Consider the following 15,451-nt stretch of genomic DNA (forward strand, 5'->3'; position numbering starts at 1 on the left):
TACGTTTAAGCCTGGGGGCTTCCTTGACAGCTTTTTAGAGCCCTTGTTATAAAGCGGCTCTTAAGTGTCTGTAGGCCATTCAGCACTGGTTTTTGCTTTCACCAAAAAACTTAGAATCATACTCAATAGATATAAGGGGACTTAGAGTGAACAAGTCGGAACTGATTGATGCTATCGCTGCATCTGCTGATATCCCGAAAGCCGCTGCTGGCCGTGCGCTGGACGCAGTAATCGAATCCGTCACTGGCGCTCTCAAGGCCGGCGACTCTGTGGTACTGGTTGGTTTCGGTACTTTCTCTGTGACCGATCGTCCAGCTCGCACTGGCCGTAACCCACAGACTGGCAAGGCTCTGCAAATCGCCGCTGCCAAAAAACCAGGTTTCAAAGCCGGTAAAGCCCTGAAAGAAGCCGTTAACTAAGCTTCGCTCAAGCCTTACCCATCCGGGTCGGACGCAGGTCTGACCTGGCAGCGGAGCGGCAGCTGACCCGAGTATCCATCGGGTCGCCACGCCGGGGGTGTGGGTTCAAACCCCCGTCCGCTCCGCCAGTTACGAGAAGGCGCATCCTCGGATGCGCCTTTCTTCTATCCGGACTCTACCCACGCTCCACGGTTGCCTAATTTTGAAGTTCAACCGTTTCTGGGGGACGCATGCTGCAGAATATCAGGGACAATTCACAAGGCTGGATTGCCAAGACCATTATCGGGATCATCGTCGCATTGATGGCGTTCACCGGTATCGAGGCTATTTTTCAAGCTTCGACCAACAACAAGCAGGACGTGGCCAAGGTCAACGGTGAAGAAATCACCCAAAGCGAACTGGGCCAGGCCGTCGACATGCAACGTCGCCAGCTGATGCAACAGCTGGGCAAGGACTTCGATGCTTCCTTGCTGGACGAAAAGCTGCTGCGCGACGCCGCCCTCAAGGGCCTGATCGATCGCAAGCTGCTGCTGCAAGGCGCGGCCGATTCGAAATTCGCTTTCTCCGAAGCTGCGCTGGATCAAGTGATCCTGCAGACGCCGGAATTCCAGGTGGATGGCCAGTTCAACGCTGAGCGTTTCGACCAGGTGATCCGTCAGCTGGGCTACAGCCGTATGCAATTCCGTCAGATGCTGAGCCAGGAAATGCTGATCGGCCAGGTTCGTGCAGGCATTGCCGGCAGCGGTTTTGTGACTGATGCCGAAGTGCTCGCGTTCGCCCGTCTGGAAAAACAGACCCGCGATTTCGCCACCGTCAGCGTCAAGGCCGACCCTGCAGCAGTGAAGATCACTGACGACGAGGTCAAGGCTTACTACGACCAGCACGCCAAGGAGTTCATGACCCCGGACCAGGTGGTCATCGACTATCTGGAGCTGAAGAAGGCTTCCTTCTTCGACCAGGTCGCGGTCAAGGACGATGAGCTGCAAGCCCTCTATCAGAAAGAAACCGCCAACCTCGCTGAACAGCGTCGCGCGGCGCACATCCTGATTGAAGTCAACGACAAGACCACCGACGAGCAGGCCAAGGCCAAGATCGAAGAGATCCAGGCACGCCTGGCCAAGGGCGAGAAATTCGAAGCCCTGGCCAAGGAGTTCTCCCAGGATCCGGGTTCTGCGAACAACGGCGGTGACCTCGGTTTCGCTGGCCCTGGCGTCTACGACCCTGCCTTCGAAACAGCGCTGTATGCACTGAACAAGGACCAGGTCTCGGCACCGGTGCGTTCCAGCTTCGGCTGGCACCTGATCAAGCTGTTGGGCGTTGAAGCACCTGAAGTGCCATCGTTCGCCAGCCTGAAAGACAAGCTGACCCGCGAGCTCAAGACCCAGCAGGTTGAACAGCGTTTCGTCGATGCGACCAAGCAACTGGAAGACGCTGCATTCGAAGCTTCCGACCTGGCCCAGCCGGCGTCGGACCTGAAGCTGACCGTGCACACCTCCGCGCCGTTTGGCCGTGAAGGTGGCGAAGGCATCGCTGCCAACCGTGCCGTGGTGACCGCTGCATTCAGCCCTGAAGTACTGGATGAGGGTGCCAACAGCACCGCCATCGAGCTGGACCCGGAAACCATCGTGGTACTGCGTGCCAAAGAGCACCTGAAGCCTACCCAGCTGCCGCTGGAAAGCGTTGCCACTGCCATCCGTGCCCAGTTGACCAAGGAGCGCGTGAGCGCTGCGGCGAAGACTCACGCGGACGAGCTGATTGCCAACCTGCGTGATGGCAAGACCCCGCTGAACCAGCCGGTGGATGGCCAGGCCTGGAAAGTCACCGAAGCGGCCACCCGGGGCCAGGAAGGCGTCGAGCCAGCCGTGCTGCAAGCCCTGTTCCGCATGCCAAAGCCTGCGGCCAAGGACAAGCCGACCTTCACCAGCGTGACCCTGCCAGACGGTAGCCTGGTGATCGTGCGCTTGAACGCGGTCAATGAAGCCGCTGCACCGACCGATGACGAGAAGGCTCAGTACCGCCGCTTCCTCGCGTCCCGTGTCGGCCAGCAAGACTTCGCCGCCTATCGCAAGCAGTTGGAAACCAAGGCTGAGATCAAGAAGTTCTGATCTCGTAACAGCCTGAATAAAAAGACCCCGGCCTGAAGAGGCCGGGGTCTTTTTTTATCCACTAATCAGCTGACTCAACCAGTCTTGATTCAACGCGCAAACTTGAGCTTGCCCCAACTCAGGCCAATCACAGCCGCCAGGGTCGAAGCGCTCAGCACACTCAGCTTGGCAGCCGACAGCAGCGTCGGATCGGAGAAGGCCAGCGACGAGATGAAAATCGACATGGTGAAACCAATTCCCGCCAGCAGGCCCACTAGGGCGACGCCGTTCCAGGTCACGCCCTCCGGCAGTTTGCAGATATTCAGTTTGACCAGCACGACACTCGCCAGCATCACCCCCAGCGGCTTGCCGAGCACCAACGCCAGGATGACCCCCATGAACACACCGTGGGGCAGCGGGTCGTTCAGGTTGAACCCTTGCAGGCTCACCCCCGCGTTGGCCAGGGCAAACAGTGGCATGACGCCGAAGGCCACCCATGGGTGTAACCCGGCTTGAATCCGCTGCACCGGCGGCAACATTTCCCGTTGGGCCTGTCTCAATTGCTTCAATGGTTTGGCGACCTGATGGGCACTTTCTGACGGATGCGAAAGCCGGTCCATCAGCTCGTTAAATGTGCGCCCGATGGTGTCCAGAGGGCGTTCCCGAGTCGGTCTGGAAGTCACGGGCGTTATCAGGCCAAGCATTACGCCCGCGAGCGTCGGATGCACGCCGGTCTTGAGCAGCCCAAACCAGACAATCGCCCCCGGCAACAGGTACACCACCGCCTTGCCAATTCCCATCCGCTGAAAAACCAGCACCAGCGCCAGCCCGCAGGCCGCGATCACCAGGCCCATGTAGTCCAGGCTTGCGGTATAGAAAATCGCGATGATCAGGATGGCGACGATGTCATCAATGATCGCCAGCGCCAGCAGCAGGATGCGCACGCCGGCGGGGATGGATTTACCCAACAGCGCCAGCACACCCACGGCAAATGCAATGTCGGTGGCAGTGGGCACTGCCCAGCCACTGGCCGCTACGGTGCCATGGTTGAGCAGGGTGTAAATCAGTGCCGGCATCAGCACGCCACCCAGCGCAGCGCCGAGGGGCAGGGTGGCCAGTTTCAGGTTGGCGAGTGCGCCGTCCCTGATCTCCTGGCGAATCTCGGCGCCCACCACCAGGAAGAAGATGGTCATCAGCCCATCGTTCACCAGGAAGTGCAACGAGCGCGAGACCGTGAAGTCTCCCAGTCCGATAGTGAGTGGGGTGTTCCAGAAGTGTTCGTAGGAATCTGCGACGGGGCTGTTGGCCCAGACCAGCGCGACGATCGCTGCCAGCAGCAACACGATACCGCTGACTGCTTCGATCCTTGAAAACCGCTCCAATGCGGACAGGGCGCCTTCGACCAGAACCTGGGGGCGCGGAATAGCAGGGTGTTTATCAGGCACGACAAGTCTCCATTGGCGGCCCGACCAATGCTTATCCTTTAACCTGCGCTGTGCCGTATGCAGCAGCGCACCCGGTGCGATCATAAGAGTTAAGAAACATCACGTCACGTTTCGTTTAAACATCGGTTAAACGCAGCGTCGCGATCAGTGCCAGTACGACCAACGCGGCGACCGCCCATGGAAACGATGTCACTCCCCACCCTTGCAACAACATGCCGCCGAGTAGTCCGCCACCGGCGATGCCCAGGTTCCACACCGTCACCAGCATCGACTGTGCGGCATCGGCTGAATCCCCGGCCGACTTGGCCAGCGCCGTTTGCAGCAATGCCGGCAAACCGCCAAACGCCAGCCCCCATAAGGCCACCGTGGTGTAGATCACCGTCGCCGAGGTGATCCAGAACGCCAGCGCCAGGGCCGACAGCGCGAACATTGCGCAGCTGATCACCAATAACGCGCGCAGCCGCTGATCAATCAGCGCGCCGACGATCCAGATACCCAGCAGCGCCGCCAGGCCAAACACCAGCAGCACCTGGTCGATGTCCGCTGCAATCCCGGCAGGTACCAGGAACGGCGCGATATAGGTGTAGAGAATGTTATGAGCCAGCACGTAGGTGAAAGTCACAAACAGCACCGGACGAATCCCTGGCAGTGCCAGCACCTGGCGCAGCCCCAGGCGTTTTTCCGCCTGTTGCCCGGCAAAGTCCGGGACCTGCCAGCGCACCCAGGCCAGCAGCACAACCGTCAGGCCGGACATGATCGCGAAGCTCAGGCGCCAGCCCACCGTGGTGCCCAGGAATGTCCCGGCCGGTACACCCAGTGACAGCGCCAATGGCGCGCCGAGCATGGCCACGGCAATGGCCCTGCCTTGCAGATGCGGCGCAACCATGCGGCTGGCATAACCGGCCAGCAGCGCCCAGAGCAATCCCGCGAACACCCCGGCGAAGAACCTGGCCACCAGGGTCAGCAGGTAATCGCTGGAAAACGCCGTCACACTGTTGACCAAGGCAAACCCGCCGATGGCAATCATCAGCAATGGCCGCCGGCGCCAGCCCCGGGTGGCGATGGTCAGGGGAATCGCGGCCAACAGCGAGCCCAGGGCGTACAGGGTCACCAACTGGCCCACCAACGCTTCGGACACCCCGAGGCCGGCGCCCATTTGCGGGAGCAAGCCTGCCGGCATGGCTTCGGTGAGGATGGTGATGAAGCCGGCGGTAGCCAATGCCAACAGGCCGCCCAGAGGCAGTCGTTCACGGCTCACCGTGGGGGTCGTGGAAGATAGGGCGCTGTCGCTCATGTTTCTTGGCTCCGGTTTTCAGACGAAAGGGCAGGGAGCCAGAGTAGGGTGCTGCACGGTGGAGAAAAACAGGCTAAGGTTCCGAACTTATCGGACGCCAATGTCCGCAATCCTCGGGAGCGAGACGATGGACAGCCTGGGCAGTATTTCAGTGTTTGTGCAGGTGGCCGAAACCCGCAGCTTTACCGAGGCCGGGCGCATGCTGGGGGTGTCGTCCTCGGCGATTGGCAAAAGCATCGCGCGCATCGAAGAGCGCCTGGGGGTGCGGCTGTTCCATCGCAGCACCCGCAGTATCACGTTGACCAGCGAGGGCGCACTGTTTCTCGAACGCTCCCGGCGCATCCTGGCGGAAGTCGAAGCCGCAGAACAGGAACTGAGCCAGGCATCCGCCACCCCCAGAGGCAAGTTGCGCGTCAGCCTGCCGCAAGTGCGCGGCTTGTTGATGCCGGTACTGACGGATTTCATGCGCGCCTATCCCGAGATCGAGCTGGACGTGGACTTCTCCGACCGCATGGTGGATGTGATCGAGGAGGGTTTCGACGCGGTGATCCGCACCGGCAAACCCGAGGACTCACGCTTGATGGCGCGCCACCTCGGGTATTACCGCCTGGTGCTGGTGGCGTCCCCGGAGTACCTGCGCCTGCACGGTACGCCGCGCCAGCCCCGGGATTTGAGCGACCACGCCTGCCTGCGCCACAAATTCTGCGCCACCGGCAAACTGGAAACCTGGCCACTGCGCCCGGAGCCGGGCCTGTCGGAGCCGACCCTGCGTGCGCCGCTGGTCTCCACCACCATCGAATCACTGATGCACGTGGCCCATGAAGGCCTGGGGATTGCCTGCCTGCCAGACTTCATGGTCCGCGAATCGGTGGCGCAGGGCCGGCTGCAACGGGTGCTGGACTATTACCTGGAGCACAGCGGCAGCTTCTGGATGCTCTGGCCATCAAGTCGCCATGCCTCGGCGAAATTGCGCGTGTTTATCGACCATATGGGCGAGCGGCTTTTTCCTGCGGACACCGTCCCGTAAGGCTGTGACGTTTTACCGACAGGAATTCGCGCGCCGAGGCCACGTTCTGTTGCACAATACCGCCCTGACTGTTTTCCTCAGGATTTTCGATGTCGACATCATTTCACTTGCGTAGCCTCGGGTTGGCGCTGGTGCTGGCGGGCGCTGCGGGCTGCTCGTCACCCAAGACCGCTATTTATGAACATGAGAACTTCGACGACTCCGGCACGTTTTCCCGTGATTACCCGGTCAGTGACACGGCGGCCTGCGAAGCGGCGCGGCGTGCGCTGTTGAGCCAGGGTTACATCATCACCAGCAGCGATCCAAAGCTGGTGGCGGGTAACAAGAGCTTCCAGCAGACCGGCGAAACTCACCTGCAGATCAGCTTCAACGTGGTGTGTGCCGACGATGGCAGCGGCAATCATCACTCGACGATGTTCGCCAACGCCTTGCAGGATCGCTACGCCTTGAAGAAGGTCAACAACTCCGCCAGCCTCGGTGTGGGTGTGTTGGGTTCGGTGTCGATGCCGATTGGCTCCACCGACGACTCCATGGTCAAGGTGGCCAGCGAGACGGTGTCTGCGCCGAAATTTTATGAGCGTTATTTCGCCCTGGTGGACGTTTTCCTGCCCCAGGAAGTGAAAAAGGCAGCGCATATTCCAGAGAAGCCCAAGGCTGACCTGGGCATCCCGGAACCTAAGGCAGCTCCGGCGGCCGATAAGGCCGATAAGGCCGATAAGGCCGATAAGGCCGATAAGGTTGAAGCGCCGAAAGAAGTGCCAAAAGAAGCGCCGGCCACACCGGCAGCCCCAGTGACGCCGGCGGTAGTGCCAGCGGCATCGGAGCCGGTGGTACCACCGGCGGAACCTGCGCCGATTGCACCAAAGGAAGCCCCGGCACCTGCGCCAGAGGCCACCACTCCTGCGCTGCCGGCGCCGACCGAAGCGATTCCGCCTCTGCCGACGCCTGCACAGTAACTACACCGCTACGGGGTTGGCCTTGTCGACGTTGATCCCGTAGCGGCTGATCGCCTCCGCCACCCTGGCGCGGCTGATCAGGCCGTCATCCGCCAGCGCCTTCAAGGCCGCCAGGGCAATGAAATACCGGTCCACCTCGAAGAACTGGCGCAAGGTTTCGCGGGTATCCGATTGCCCGAAGCCATCGGTGCCCAGCGCCACAAAGCGCCGGCCCGGTACAAACGGGCGAATCTGATCGGCAAAGATTTTCATGTAGTCGGTGGCGACCACCACGGGCCCGGGCTGGCCCTCAAGGCACTGCTCGACATAGCTGGTACGCGGTTCGCTTTCAGGATGCAGCAGGTTCCAGCGCTCCACGGCATGGCCTTCCCGGCGCAGCTCGGTCAGGCTGGTGACACTCCACACATCGCTGGCCACGGCAAAATCATCGCGCAGCAGGTCCGCGGCGGCGATGACTTCCCGCAGGATCGAACCGCTGCCCATCAGCTGTACCCGTGGTTGCGTGGTGTCTTCAGCCGCCTTCAACCGATACATACCCTTGAGAATCCCGTCCTCGACGCCTTCGGGCATCGCCGGGTGCGGGTAGTTTTCGTTGAGCAGGGTGATGTAGTAGTAGATGTCCTCTTGCTCGACGTACATCCGGCGCATGCCTTCGCGAATGATCACCGCCAGCTCGAAGGCAAACGTCGGGTCGTAGGAAATGCAGCACGGGATCACCGAAGACAGCACATGGCTGTGGCCATCGTCATGCTGCAGGCCTTCGCCCATCAGCGTGGTGCGCCCGGCCGTCGCCCCCAGCAGAAAGCCCCGCGCCCGTGCATCACCTGCGGCCCAGGCCAGGTCGCCGACCCGCTGGAAGCCGAACATCGAATAGAAAATGTAGAACGGTACGGTCATCAAGCCGTGGTTGGCGTAGGACGTACTTGCTGCGATCCACGAGGAAATGGCGCCGGATTCATTCAGGCCTTCCTGCATGATCTGTCCGTCCTTGCTCTCCTTGTAGTAGGACAGCTGGCCGGCATCTTGTGGGGTGTAGAGCTGGCCGACGGCGGAGTGAATGCCGATCTGGCGGAACAGGCTTTCCATGCCAAAGGTGCGGGACTCGTCCGGCACGATGGGCACGATCAGTTTGCCCAGGTTCGGGTCCTTGAGCAGGGTGCCGAGGATGCGCACAAAGGCCATGGTGGTGGAGATCGCGCGTTCGCCGGTGTCCTTGAGCTGGGTGGCGAAGGCATCCAGTTCCGGGATCTTCAGCGACTCGACCGCGCTATGGCGAGCCGGCACGTAGCCACCCAGTGACTGGCGGCGGGCGGCGAAATAGCGGGCCTCTTCGCTGTCGGCGGCCGGTTTGAGATACGGGATTTCAGCCAGTTGGTCGTCGGCCACTTCCAGCCCGAAGCGATCGCGGAAGGCTTTGACGGCTTCAGCGCCCATCTTTTTCAACTGGTGGTTGATGTTCTGGCCTTCGCCGGCCTCGCCCATGCCGAAGCCCTTGACGGTTTTCGCCAGGATCACCGTCGGCTGGCCGCTGTGACGCACGGCGGCGGCATAGGCGTTGTAGACCTTGTCCGGGTCATGGCCGCCCCGTGAGAGTTTCCAGATGTCGTCGTCGGACATGTCTGCCACCAGCGCCAGCAACTCCGGGTATTTGCCGAAGAAGTGTTCCCGCACGTAGGCGCCGTTTTGTGATTTGTAGTTTTGATAGTCGCCGTCCACGCACTCCATCATGCGCTGGCGCAGCAAGCCGCTTTTATCCTTTTCCAGCAGCGCATCCCAACCGCCGCCCCAGATTACCTTGATCACGTTCCAGCCGGCGGCGCGGTACAGGCTTTCGAATTCCTGGATCACCTTGGCATTGCCGCGCACCGGCCCATCCAGGCGTTGCAGGTTGCAGTTGACCACGAAGATCAGGTTGTCGAGCTTCTCGCGCCCGGCCAGGGAAATGGCTGCCAGGGATTCCGGCTGATCCATCTCGCCATCACCGAGGAACGCCCACACCTTGCGGCCCTGGTGCTGATTGAGGTCGCGGAACTCCAGGTAGCGCATGAAGCGCGCCTGATACGCGGCGGTAATCGGTCCGAGGCCCATGGAAACCGTAGGAAACTGCCAGAAGTCCGGCATCAGGCGAGGGTGCGGATAGGATGACAAACCGTCGCCACCGGCTTCCCGGCGGAAGTTGTCCAGCTGCGCTTCGCTGATCCGGCCTTCGAGGTACGCCCGCCCGTAAATGCCCGGCGCGGAGTGGCCCTGGATGTACACCAGGTCGCCATCGAAGCTTTCAGTTCGGCCACGGAAGAAATGGTCGAAGCCTACGTCATACAGCACCGCAGCCGACGCATAGGTTGCGATATGCCCGCCCACGCCGGAATGTTTGCCCGCGCGCAGCACCATGGCCATGGCGTTCCAGCGAATAAACGCATTCAGCCGGCGCTCGGTGGCCAGGTTGCCGGGGTAGGGCAACTGGCGGTCTACCGGGATGGTGTTGACGTACGGGGTGGTCACCCGCCCGTAGAAGTCGCCATGCCGCGCCACGTCGAAATCCAGCAACTGATCAATCAGGTAATGCGCGCGCGGGCGGCCTTCGGTGGACAGCACCGATTCGATGGACTCCAGCCATTCGCGGGTTTCCTGTGGATCGTCGTCGAGGCGTACTGCAGTGTTCGGGGTCATGTCAGGCTCCAGGGTGGACGGGTTTCAGCGTGTGGGCTCCTTGTGGGAGCTTTGCGAATGTAGTTGCAATTGCAACTACATGGCTGAATCTAGCGCGGGATGAGCTACTATTGCAACCTTCTTGAAATTCCCCGGATGGTGTTGCATGTCGTCGAAAGAGCCTGATGTCTGGTTCCGTTTTGTTCGGGCCCACAGGACGGTCATCCGTGAAATCGAGCGGCGCCTGGCCGATGCCGGTCTGCCGCCGTATGCCTGGTACGACGCTTTGTGGGGCCTGGAAAGTGGCCCCGATGGCACCCGGCGCATGCACGAATTGGCCGATGTGCTGGCCATCGAACGCTACAACCTGACGCGCCTGGTCGACCGCCTGGAAAAGGACGGCCTGGTGGTGCGTTCGCGCTCCGACGGTGACGGGCGTGCTGCCTTTGTCTCGATCACCGACGCGGGCCGGGTATTGCGTAAAAAGATGTGGAAAATCTACGAAAGCAGCGTGGATGAATTGTTTTTGTCGCAGCTCGACAGCGAGCAACGCCGGGTTTTTGCCGAGGCATTGGAACGTACCGCGGGGCTGGCGATGGAGGCGGGCGTGCAGACCCGCGGGCGACGTAAGACCTGAAGCAAAGACTCCAGGCGACGCGGATTCCGTGTGGGAGCGGGCTTGCTCGCGAAAGCGGTGTGTCAGCAACAGTAATATCAACAGGTACACCGTCTTCGCGAGCAAGCCCGCTCCCACATTTGATCTGCGATGGATTGCAGATCGTCATTTCAGGTGATATCGATTCAGGGCGTTCTCCACCTGTTCTGCTTCGATCCAGCCGTCATCCGCCAACGCCTTCAATGCCAGCACCGCTACCCAATATCGACTGGGTGCTGACGTTTCCACGGAGCCCGCACCCAATGCTACAAAACGCGCATCCACATGCCCCGCCAATTGATCGACGATAGGCTGCGGATACCCGGTGACTGCGACCACCGGCGCGCCATCCCCAGCCAGGCAATCCCTTAGATGACAACTGCGCTTCGGTGCCAACGGGTGCAGGCGGTTCCAGCGTTGCGCTGCATCCGCTTCGCGGGCCAGCCGTGTATAGCTGGGGCAACTCCACAGTTGCGCCTCGACGTTCCAATCCGTCTCGAGCAACTGCGCGGCGTGCACGACTTCTTCAAACGCTCGACCCGCACCCAGCAACCGCACCCTCAATTCACTCGTGTATGAGCGCCGGACCCGGTACATGCCCCTGAGCGCATGGTCACTATCCTGCGGGCTCAGCCCTGGCCCTTCGTGTTGATCGTGCAGTGCCAGGTAGTAGAACCCCGGCTCGCCGTCGACATACAGCGCCTGCAAACCTGCCAGCACGATCGCCCGGGCTTCCTCGCCGGAGGCCGGGTCATAAGGTGTGCAGTGAGGATTGCTGGCCAGCCATAAGGGCAGTGAAGGGGAGGGCTGGGTTGCATTGTCGTTGCACAGGATGCCCCGCTGACGGGTCTCGCCGGACAGCGCGCGCAACTGCGCCGATGACGCGGCCGTGTGCAGGTACAGCATGGGTTTTTCCCCGGTATTGCGCGCGAACCAGGTGGGCCAGCTCACCACTCGGCGTGAGCGCGACTGGCCGCGAATCACCCACGCCTGCCGGCTGGACTCCAGGGTATTGGCCATGGTCATCACGCTATACAGGGGCGAGCAGCGGGGCTGCTGCGTTGCATTCAGGGCGTCGATGCAGATCAGGGCAGAGCGTTCGGTGCTGGCAGTCATGAGCAGGGTCGCTTGGCAACGGGTGCCCATACCCTAAAGGAATTCGGCTTACGATTGCAATTGCAATGATTGCAGTTGCATCTAAAATTCATCCGGCTAAATCAAGGCAATCCTGCTACGTTTAATCCTGAAGTGCAGGAACGTCATGCCACGGACATTTTTTCGTCATGACGGCACTTTAGGCTGGTTGTGCAGGTCACTAAGCAACCCCTTTTCATAAAACAAGGAGTCAACCATGGACGATTACCAGGAAGAATTGCTCGAGTACCACGCCTTTGAACTGGATCCGCTGGATCCGGCCGATGATGCCACCGAGCTGTAAGACAGACGTCAGGCGGAATGCCGCTGACTGCGGCGAAATTCCCCTGGGGTCTGGCTGTTCCAGCGCTTGAACGCCCGTTGAAAGGCTTCCGCTGAAGCAAAACCGAGCAAATAGGCAATTTCACCGAACGCCAGTTCGGTATCGCGAATGTAGGTCATGGCCAGGTCGCGGCGAGTGTCGTTGAGAATCGCCCGGAACTGAGTCCCTTCTTCCGCCAGCTTGCGCCGCAGGGTCCAGGTCGGCAGTTTCAAGCGTGACGCCACTTCTTCCAGGTCGGGTTCCCGGCCACCATTGAGCATCGGCCCGAGCAAGCGGGTAATGCGCTCGCGCAGGCTGCGGGTGCGCGTCAACTGCTCCAGTTCCCGTTCGCACAACTGCACCAGTAATTGCCAGGTACTCGGGCAGTGTTCCGGGTTGCGCAGGGCCAGGGTTTTCTGGCTGAGGCGCAGTTGGTTGTGCTCGGCGCCAAACTGGATCGGGCAGTCCCCCAGCACGCTGTAGCGCTCGCTGTAGTCCGGTGCTTCGAATTCGATTTCGATGCGTTGCGCCTGCACCGGTTGCAGGCTCAGGCTCGACAACTGATGCAGCCACCCGGCGATGATCGAATCCACCACAAAGCGGTTGTAGGCGTTGTAGGGGCTGATGGAATAGAAGCGCAACCAGGCGCCATCCGTGTCCTCGTGAAAGCTCGACTGGCCGCGATAGTTGGAGCCGTACAAGGCTTCGAAGCGCGTCAGGGTACGGGCGGCTTCGCGCACGGTGGGCGCCTGGGCGGCGGTGACCCCGGCGAGCCCGGCCTGGCTCAGGCGGCTGAGCTGGCCCATGCGCAGGCCCAGGCTGGCGTCGCCGGTCAACTGGATGGCCGCAAAGCCCAGGCGCATATAGCGCGGGATCGACAAGCGTGCACCCGCCTCGGCCAGGCGTGCCGGGTCAAGGCCGTATTGCAGCAGCAACGGTTGCGGGTCCAGGCCATGGCTGTGGATCGCATCGGCCAAGGTGTGGACGAAGCCCACCGACAAATCCCCAAGCCGCACCGGCTTCATTGAGTTACAGCCACACGTTCAGCAGGCGCGCGCCACGGGCATTGCCGTCGGCGAACACCTGGCCGTTGCTGCTGAGGAAGCTTTGCCCGGCGCTGCCCATGTCAAAGAACTGCCCGCGCAGGAACACGCTCATGCCGGCGGTGGCCTGGCTGATGGGTTGCTGGCTGATCAGGGTCAGGCGGTGCCAGGCTTCGCCTTCGCTGAGCTCTTCGGGCTTGAGGCTGATCTCGGCTGGCGTCGACACGCTTTTGAAGCCGCGCCACGGCTTGTCCCAGGTCTCGCGGCCAATCACGAAGGCCGGCACCGCCACCAACTGGGCGCCTTGCTCGTTGAGCTTGCGGTAGTTGTCCGGGTACCAGCTGTCGCTGCCGATCAGGATGCCCAGGCGCCCGGCCGGGGTGTCGACCACGCTGACGCTGTTTTCATCGCCCGGCTCAATAAAGCCGCGCTCGTCAAAAATCGGATACAGCTGGCGTTGCGGCTGGCCCAGCGGCAAGCCATCGCGGTCGAAGACCACACTGGTGTTGTACAGCGCGCCATGGCCGATCTGCAGCTGGCCCTGGTTGACGCTCGGGTTGGGCAGGGCAATGGAGCCGGCCACCAGGGTCACGCCGAATTCCTTGGCCAGGCCACCGAACAGCACTTGATAGTCGCGGGCCATGGCCGGGGCCTTCATACGCAGGTAGGCGTCGTCGATGCGGTCGTCACCCTTGGCGCTGATCAAGGCCCGCAGGAACAGCAGCGGGTTGCTCGCCGACAACCAGTTCATCGCTTCCTTGAGGTTGGTGGCCTGGTACAGCTCGTTCTTTTCGCCGCTGACCATCAGCCAGGTGCCGATATGTTCCGGCAGTACCACGATGGTCTTGTCGTTGATCAGGCCTTGGTCACGGGCGTTTTGCAGATAGGCCGCCAGCTTGAGGTGCAGGCGTTCCAGGCTCTGGTAGTCGGCGGGGAACAGTTCCGGCTGGATGCCCAGCAGGTTGCCGCGGTCGGCGGGCACGCCCTGGTCGACGGCCAGGTTGATCCGCAGGTCGGACAGGTAATGGCCCACGGGGCGCTCCTGGGTCCAGACCAGATAGGCGGAAACGGCGGCGACCAGGGCCATGATGAGGGTGAAGCCAAGAAGTTTACGCATGGGGCAAATGACAACGGACCGTGTGCTGGGTTTGCATTTTCTCTCAAATTTCTGGGCTGGGTACGAAAAACCGTGGTTTGGCACGAAAATCTCAAAAGCCTTGAGTGCGTGTTTTCGCCGCGGGCCGGATCTTCCAGGGTCGACAGTAACGGGTTGTGACCACAGGTGCACGCGCGCGGGTCAATGCCGTGGGATGTTACTCGTGCGCGCACCAGCTTCTGGCAGATTGTTACTTTGTGCCTCAATACCGTGCGCAAGTTCCTCGCCAAGGTTGATTCGCGCAATGGGTTCACGGAGGGATGGCCGCGCAACTCAAGTGTTTCAGCGCCTTACAGGCCTCTCTGTACAACGACGCGTCGAGTTGGCAACAACCTTGCATATGCTTGTATGTACAAGTAAAGATGTGTGCGTAAGAGTCCGTGAACTTCCTCTTCGCACCCATCAATGTTCGCGCATTGATCGTTGAGGATTTTTTTGTGACCAAGCCTACCCAATACCGTGACGTTGAAATCCGTGCCGCACGCGGCAACACGCTGACCGCCAAAAGCTGGCTGACTGAAGCGCCGCTGCGCATGTTGATGAACAACCTCGACCCGCAGGTTGCCGAAAATCCGAAAGAACTGGTGGTGTACGGCGGCATCGGCCGTGCGGCACGTAACTGGGAATGCTACGACAAGATCGTCGAAAGCCTGACCAACCTCAACGACGACGAAACCCTGCTGGTGCAATCCGGCAAACCCGTCGGCGTGTTCAAGACCCACAGCAACGCCCCGCGCGTGCTGATCGCCAACTCCAACCTGGTACCGCACTGGGCGAGCTGGGAGCATTTCAACGAACTGGATGCCAAGGGCCTGGCCATGTACGGCCAGATGACCGCCGGCAGCTGGATCTACATCGGCAGCCAGGGCATCGTGCAGGGCACCTACGAAACCTTCGTCGAAGCCGGTCGCCAGCACTACAACGATGACCTCAAGGGCCGTTGGGTCCTGACCGCCGGCCTCGGCGGCATGGGCGGCGCCCAGCCACTGGCCGCGACCCTGGCCGGTGCCTGCTCGCTGAACATCGAATGCCAGCAGGTCAGCATCGACTTCCGCCTGAGCAGCCGCTACGTCGACGAACAAGCCACCGACCTCGACGACGCCCTGGCGCGCATCGACAAATACACCAAGGCCGGCCAGGCGATCTCCATCGCGTTGCTGGGCAACGCGGCGGAAATCCTTCCGGAACTGGTCAAGCGCGGCGTGCGCCCGGACATGGTCACCGACCAGACCAGCGCCCACGACCCGCTCAACGGCTACCTGCCCGC

The 15,451-nt window shown here is 61.3% G+C and carries 12 protein-coding genes; 6 read left to right on the forward strand and 6 right to left on the reverse strand.

From position 1 onward, the window contains the following. Positions 1 to 146: 146 nt before the first annotated feature. Positions 147 to 419: an HU family DNA-binding protein gene (locus ACIOMR_RS23470; RefSeq protein ID WP_003174819.1), complete on the forward strand. Its 273-nt coding sequence runs from the start codon at positions 147 to 149 to the stop codon at positions 417 to 419. A gap of 230 nt (positions 420 to 649) precedes the next feature. Next, the gene (locus ACIOMR_RS23475; RefSeq protein ID WP_401196632.1) at positions 650 to 2,524 is read left to right on the forward strand and encodes a SurA N-terminal domain-containing protein; all 1,875 of its coding nucleotides are present in this window, start codon (positions 650 to 652) and stop codon (positions 2,522 to 2,524) included. 89 nt (positions 2,525 to 2,613) lie between these two features. Here ACIOMR_RS23475 and nhaA read toward each other — a convergent pair whose 3' ends face one another. Both nhaA and ACIOMR_RS23485 read right to left on the reverse strand, forming a co-directional pair. After that, positions 2,614 to 3,948 (reverse strand): Na+/H+ antiporter NhaA, encoded by a 1,335-nt coding sequence (gene nhaA, locus ACIOMR_RS23480; protein WP_177054183.1) that lies wholly within the window; start codon positions 3,946 to 3,948, stop codon positions 2,614 to 2,616. A gap of 115 nt (positions 3,949 to 4,063) precedes the next feature. Next, a complete protein-coding gene (locus ACIOMR_RS23485; protein ID WP_008431952.1) occupies positions 4,064 to 5,242 on the reverse strand; it encodes an MFS transporter in 1,179 nt (392 codons plus the stop codon). A gap of 127 nt (positions 5,243 to 5,369) precedes the next feature. Between ACIOMR_RS23485 and ACIOMR_RS23490 the strand changes: the two genes are divergently transcribed. Then, a complete protein-coding gene (locus ACIOMR_RS23490; protein WP_178911923.1) occupies positions 5,370 to 6,269 on the forward strand; it encodes a LysR family transcriptional regulator in 900 nt (299 codons plus the stop codon). Positions 6,270 to 6,358: 89 nt separating this feature from the next. Then, positions 6,359 to 7,225 carry a DUF2242 domain-containing protein gene (locus ACIOMR_RS23495; RefSeq protein ID WP_401196636.1) on the forward strand — a complete coding sequence of 289 codons (867 nt, stop codon included), beginning with the start codon at positions 6,359 to 6,361 and terminating at the stop codon, positions 7,223 to 7,225. On the opposite strand, the gene aceE is transcribed toward ACIOMR_RS23495, so the two are convergent. Beyond that, positions 7,226 to 9,895, reverse strand: coding sequence for a pyruvate dehydrogenase (acetyl-transferring), homodimeric type (gene aceE / locus ACIOMR_RS23500; protein WP_401196639.1), 2,670 nt, complete (start codon positions 9,893 to 9,895; stop codon positions 7,226 to 7,228). Positions 9,896 to 10,040: 145 nt separating this feature from the next. Here aceE and ACIOMR_RS23505 point away from each other — a divergent pair, with 145 nt between their 5' ends. Further along, entirely contained in the window at positions 10,041 to 10,511 is a 471-nt protein-coding gene (locus ACIOMR_RS23505; RefSeq protein WP_003207868.1) for a MarR family winged helix-turn-helix transcriptional regulator, read from the forward strand. A gap of 144 nt (positions 10,512 to 10,655) precedes the next feature. Here the strand turns inward: ACIOMR_RS23505 and ACIOMR_RS23510 are convergent, their stop codons facing one another. From ACIOMR_RS23510 to ACIOMR_RS23520, 3 genes are all read right to left on the reverse strand, one after another. Continuing rightward, the gene (locus ACIOMR_RS23510) at positions 10,656 to 11,675 is read right to left on the reverse strand and encodes a transketolase-like TK C-terminal-containing protein (RefSeq protein ID WP_401196642.1); all 1,020 of its coding nucleotides are present in this window, start codon (positions 11,673 to 11,675) and stop codon (positions 10,656 to 10,658) included. 300 nt (positions 11,676 to 11,975) lie between these two features. Next, positions 11,976 to 13,010, reverse strand: coding sequence for an AraC family transcriptional regulator (locus ACIOMR_RS23515; RefSeq protein ID WP_008431962.1), 1,035 nt, complete (start codon positions 13,008 to 13,010; stop codon positions 11,976 to 11,978). A gap of 4 nt (positions 13,011 to 13,014) precedes the next feature. Then, complete coding sequence (locus ACIOMR_RS23520; protein ID WP_008431963.1) at positions 13,015 to 14,145, reverse strand: carbon-nitrogen hydrolase family protein; 1,131 nt, start codon at positions 14,143 to 14,145, stop codon at positions 13,015 to 13,017. A gap of 476 nt (positions 14,146 to 14,621) precedes the next feature. Between ACIOMR_RS23520 and hutU the strand changes: the two genes are divergently transcribed. Beyond that, a partial coding sequence (hutU, locus tag ACIOMR_RS23525) for a urocanate hydratase (RefSeq protein WP_401196647.1) occupies positions 14,622 to 15,451 on the forward strand: 830 nt, incomplete at its 3' end.

The organism is Pseudomonas sp. NPDC087814 (genome assembly GCF_044742865.1).
Lineage (GTDB): Bacteria > Pseudomonadota > Gammaproteobacteria > Pseudomonadales > Pseudomonadaceae > Aquipseudomonas.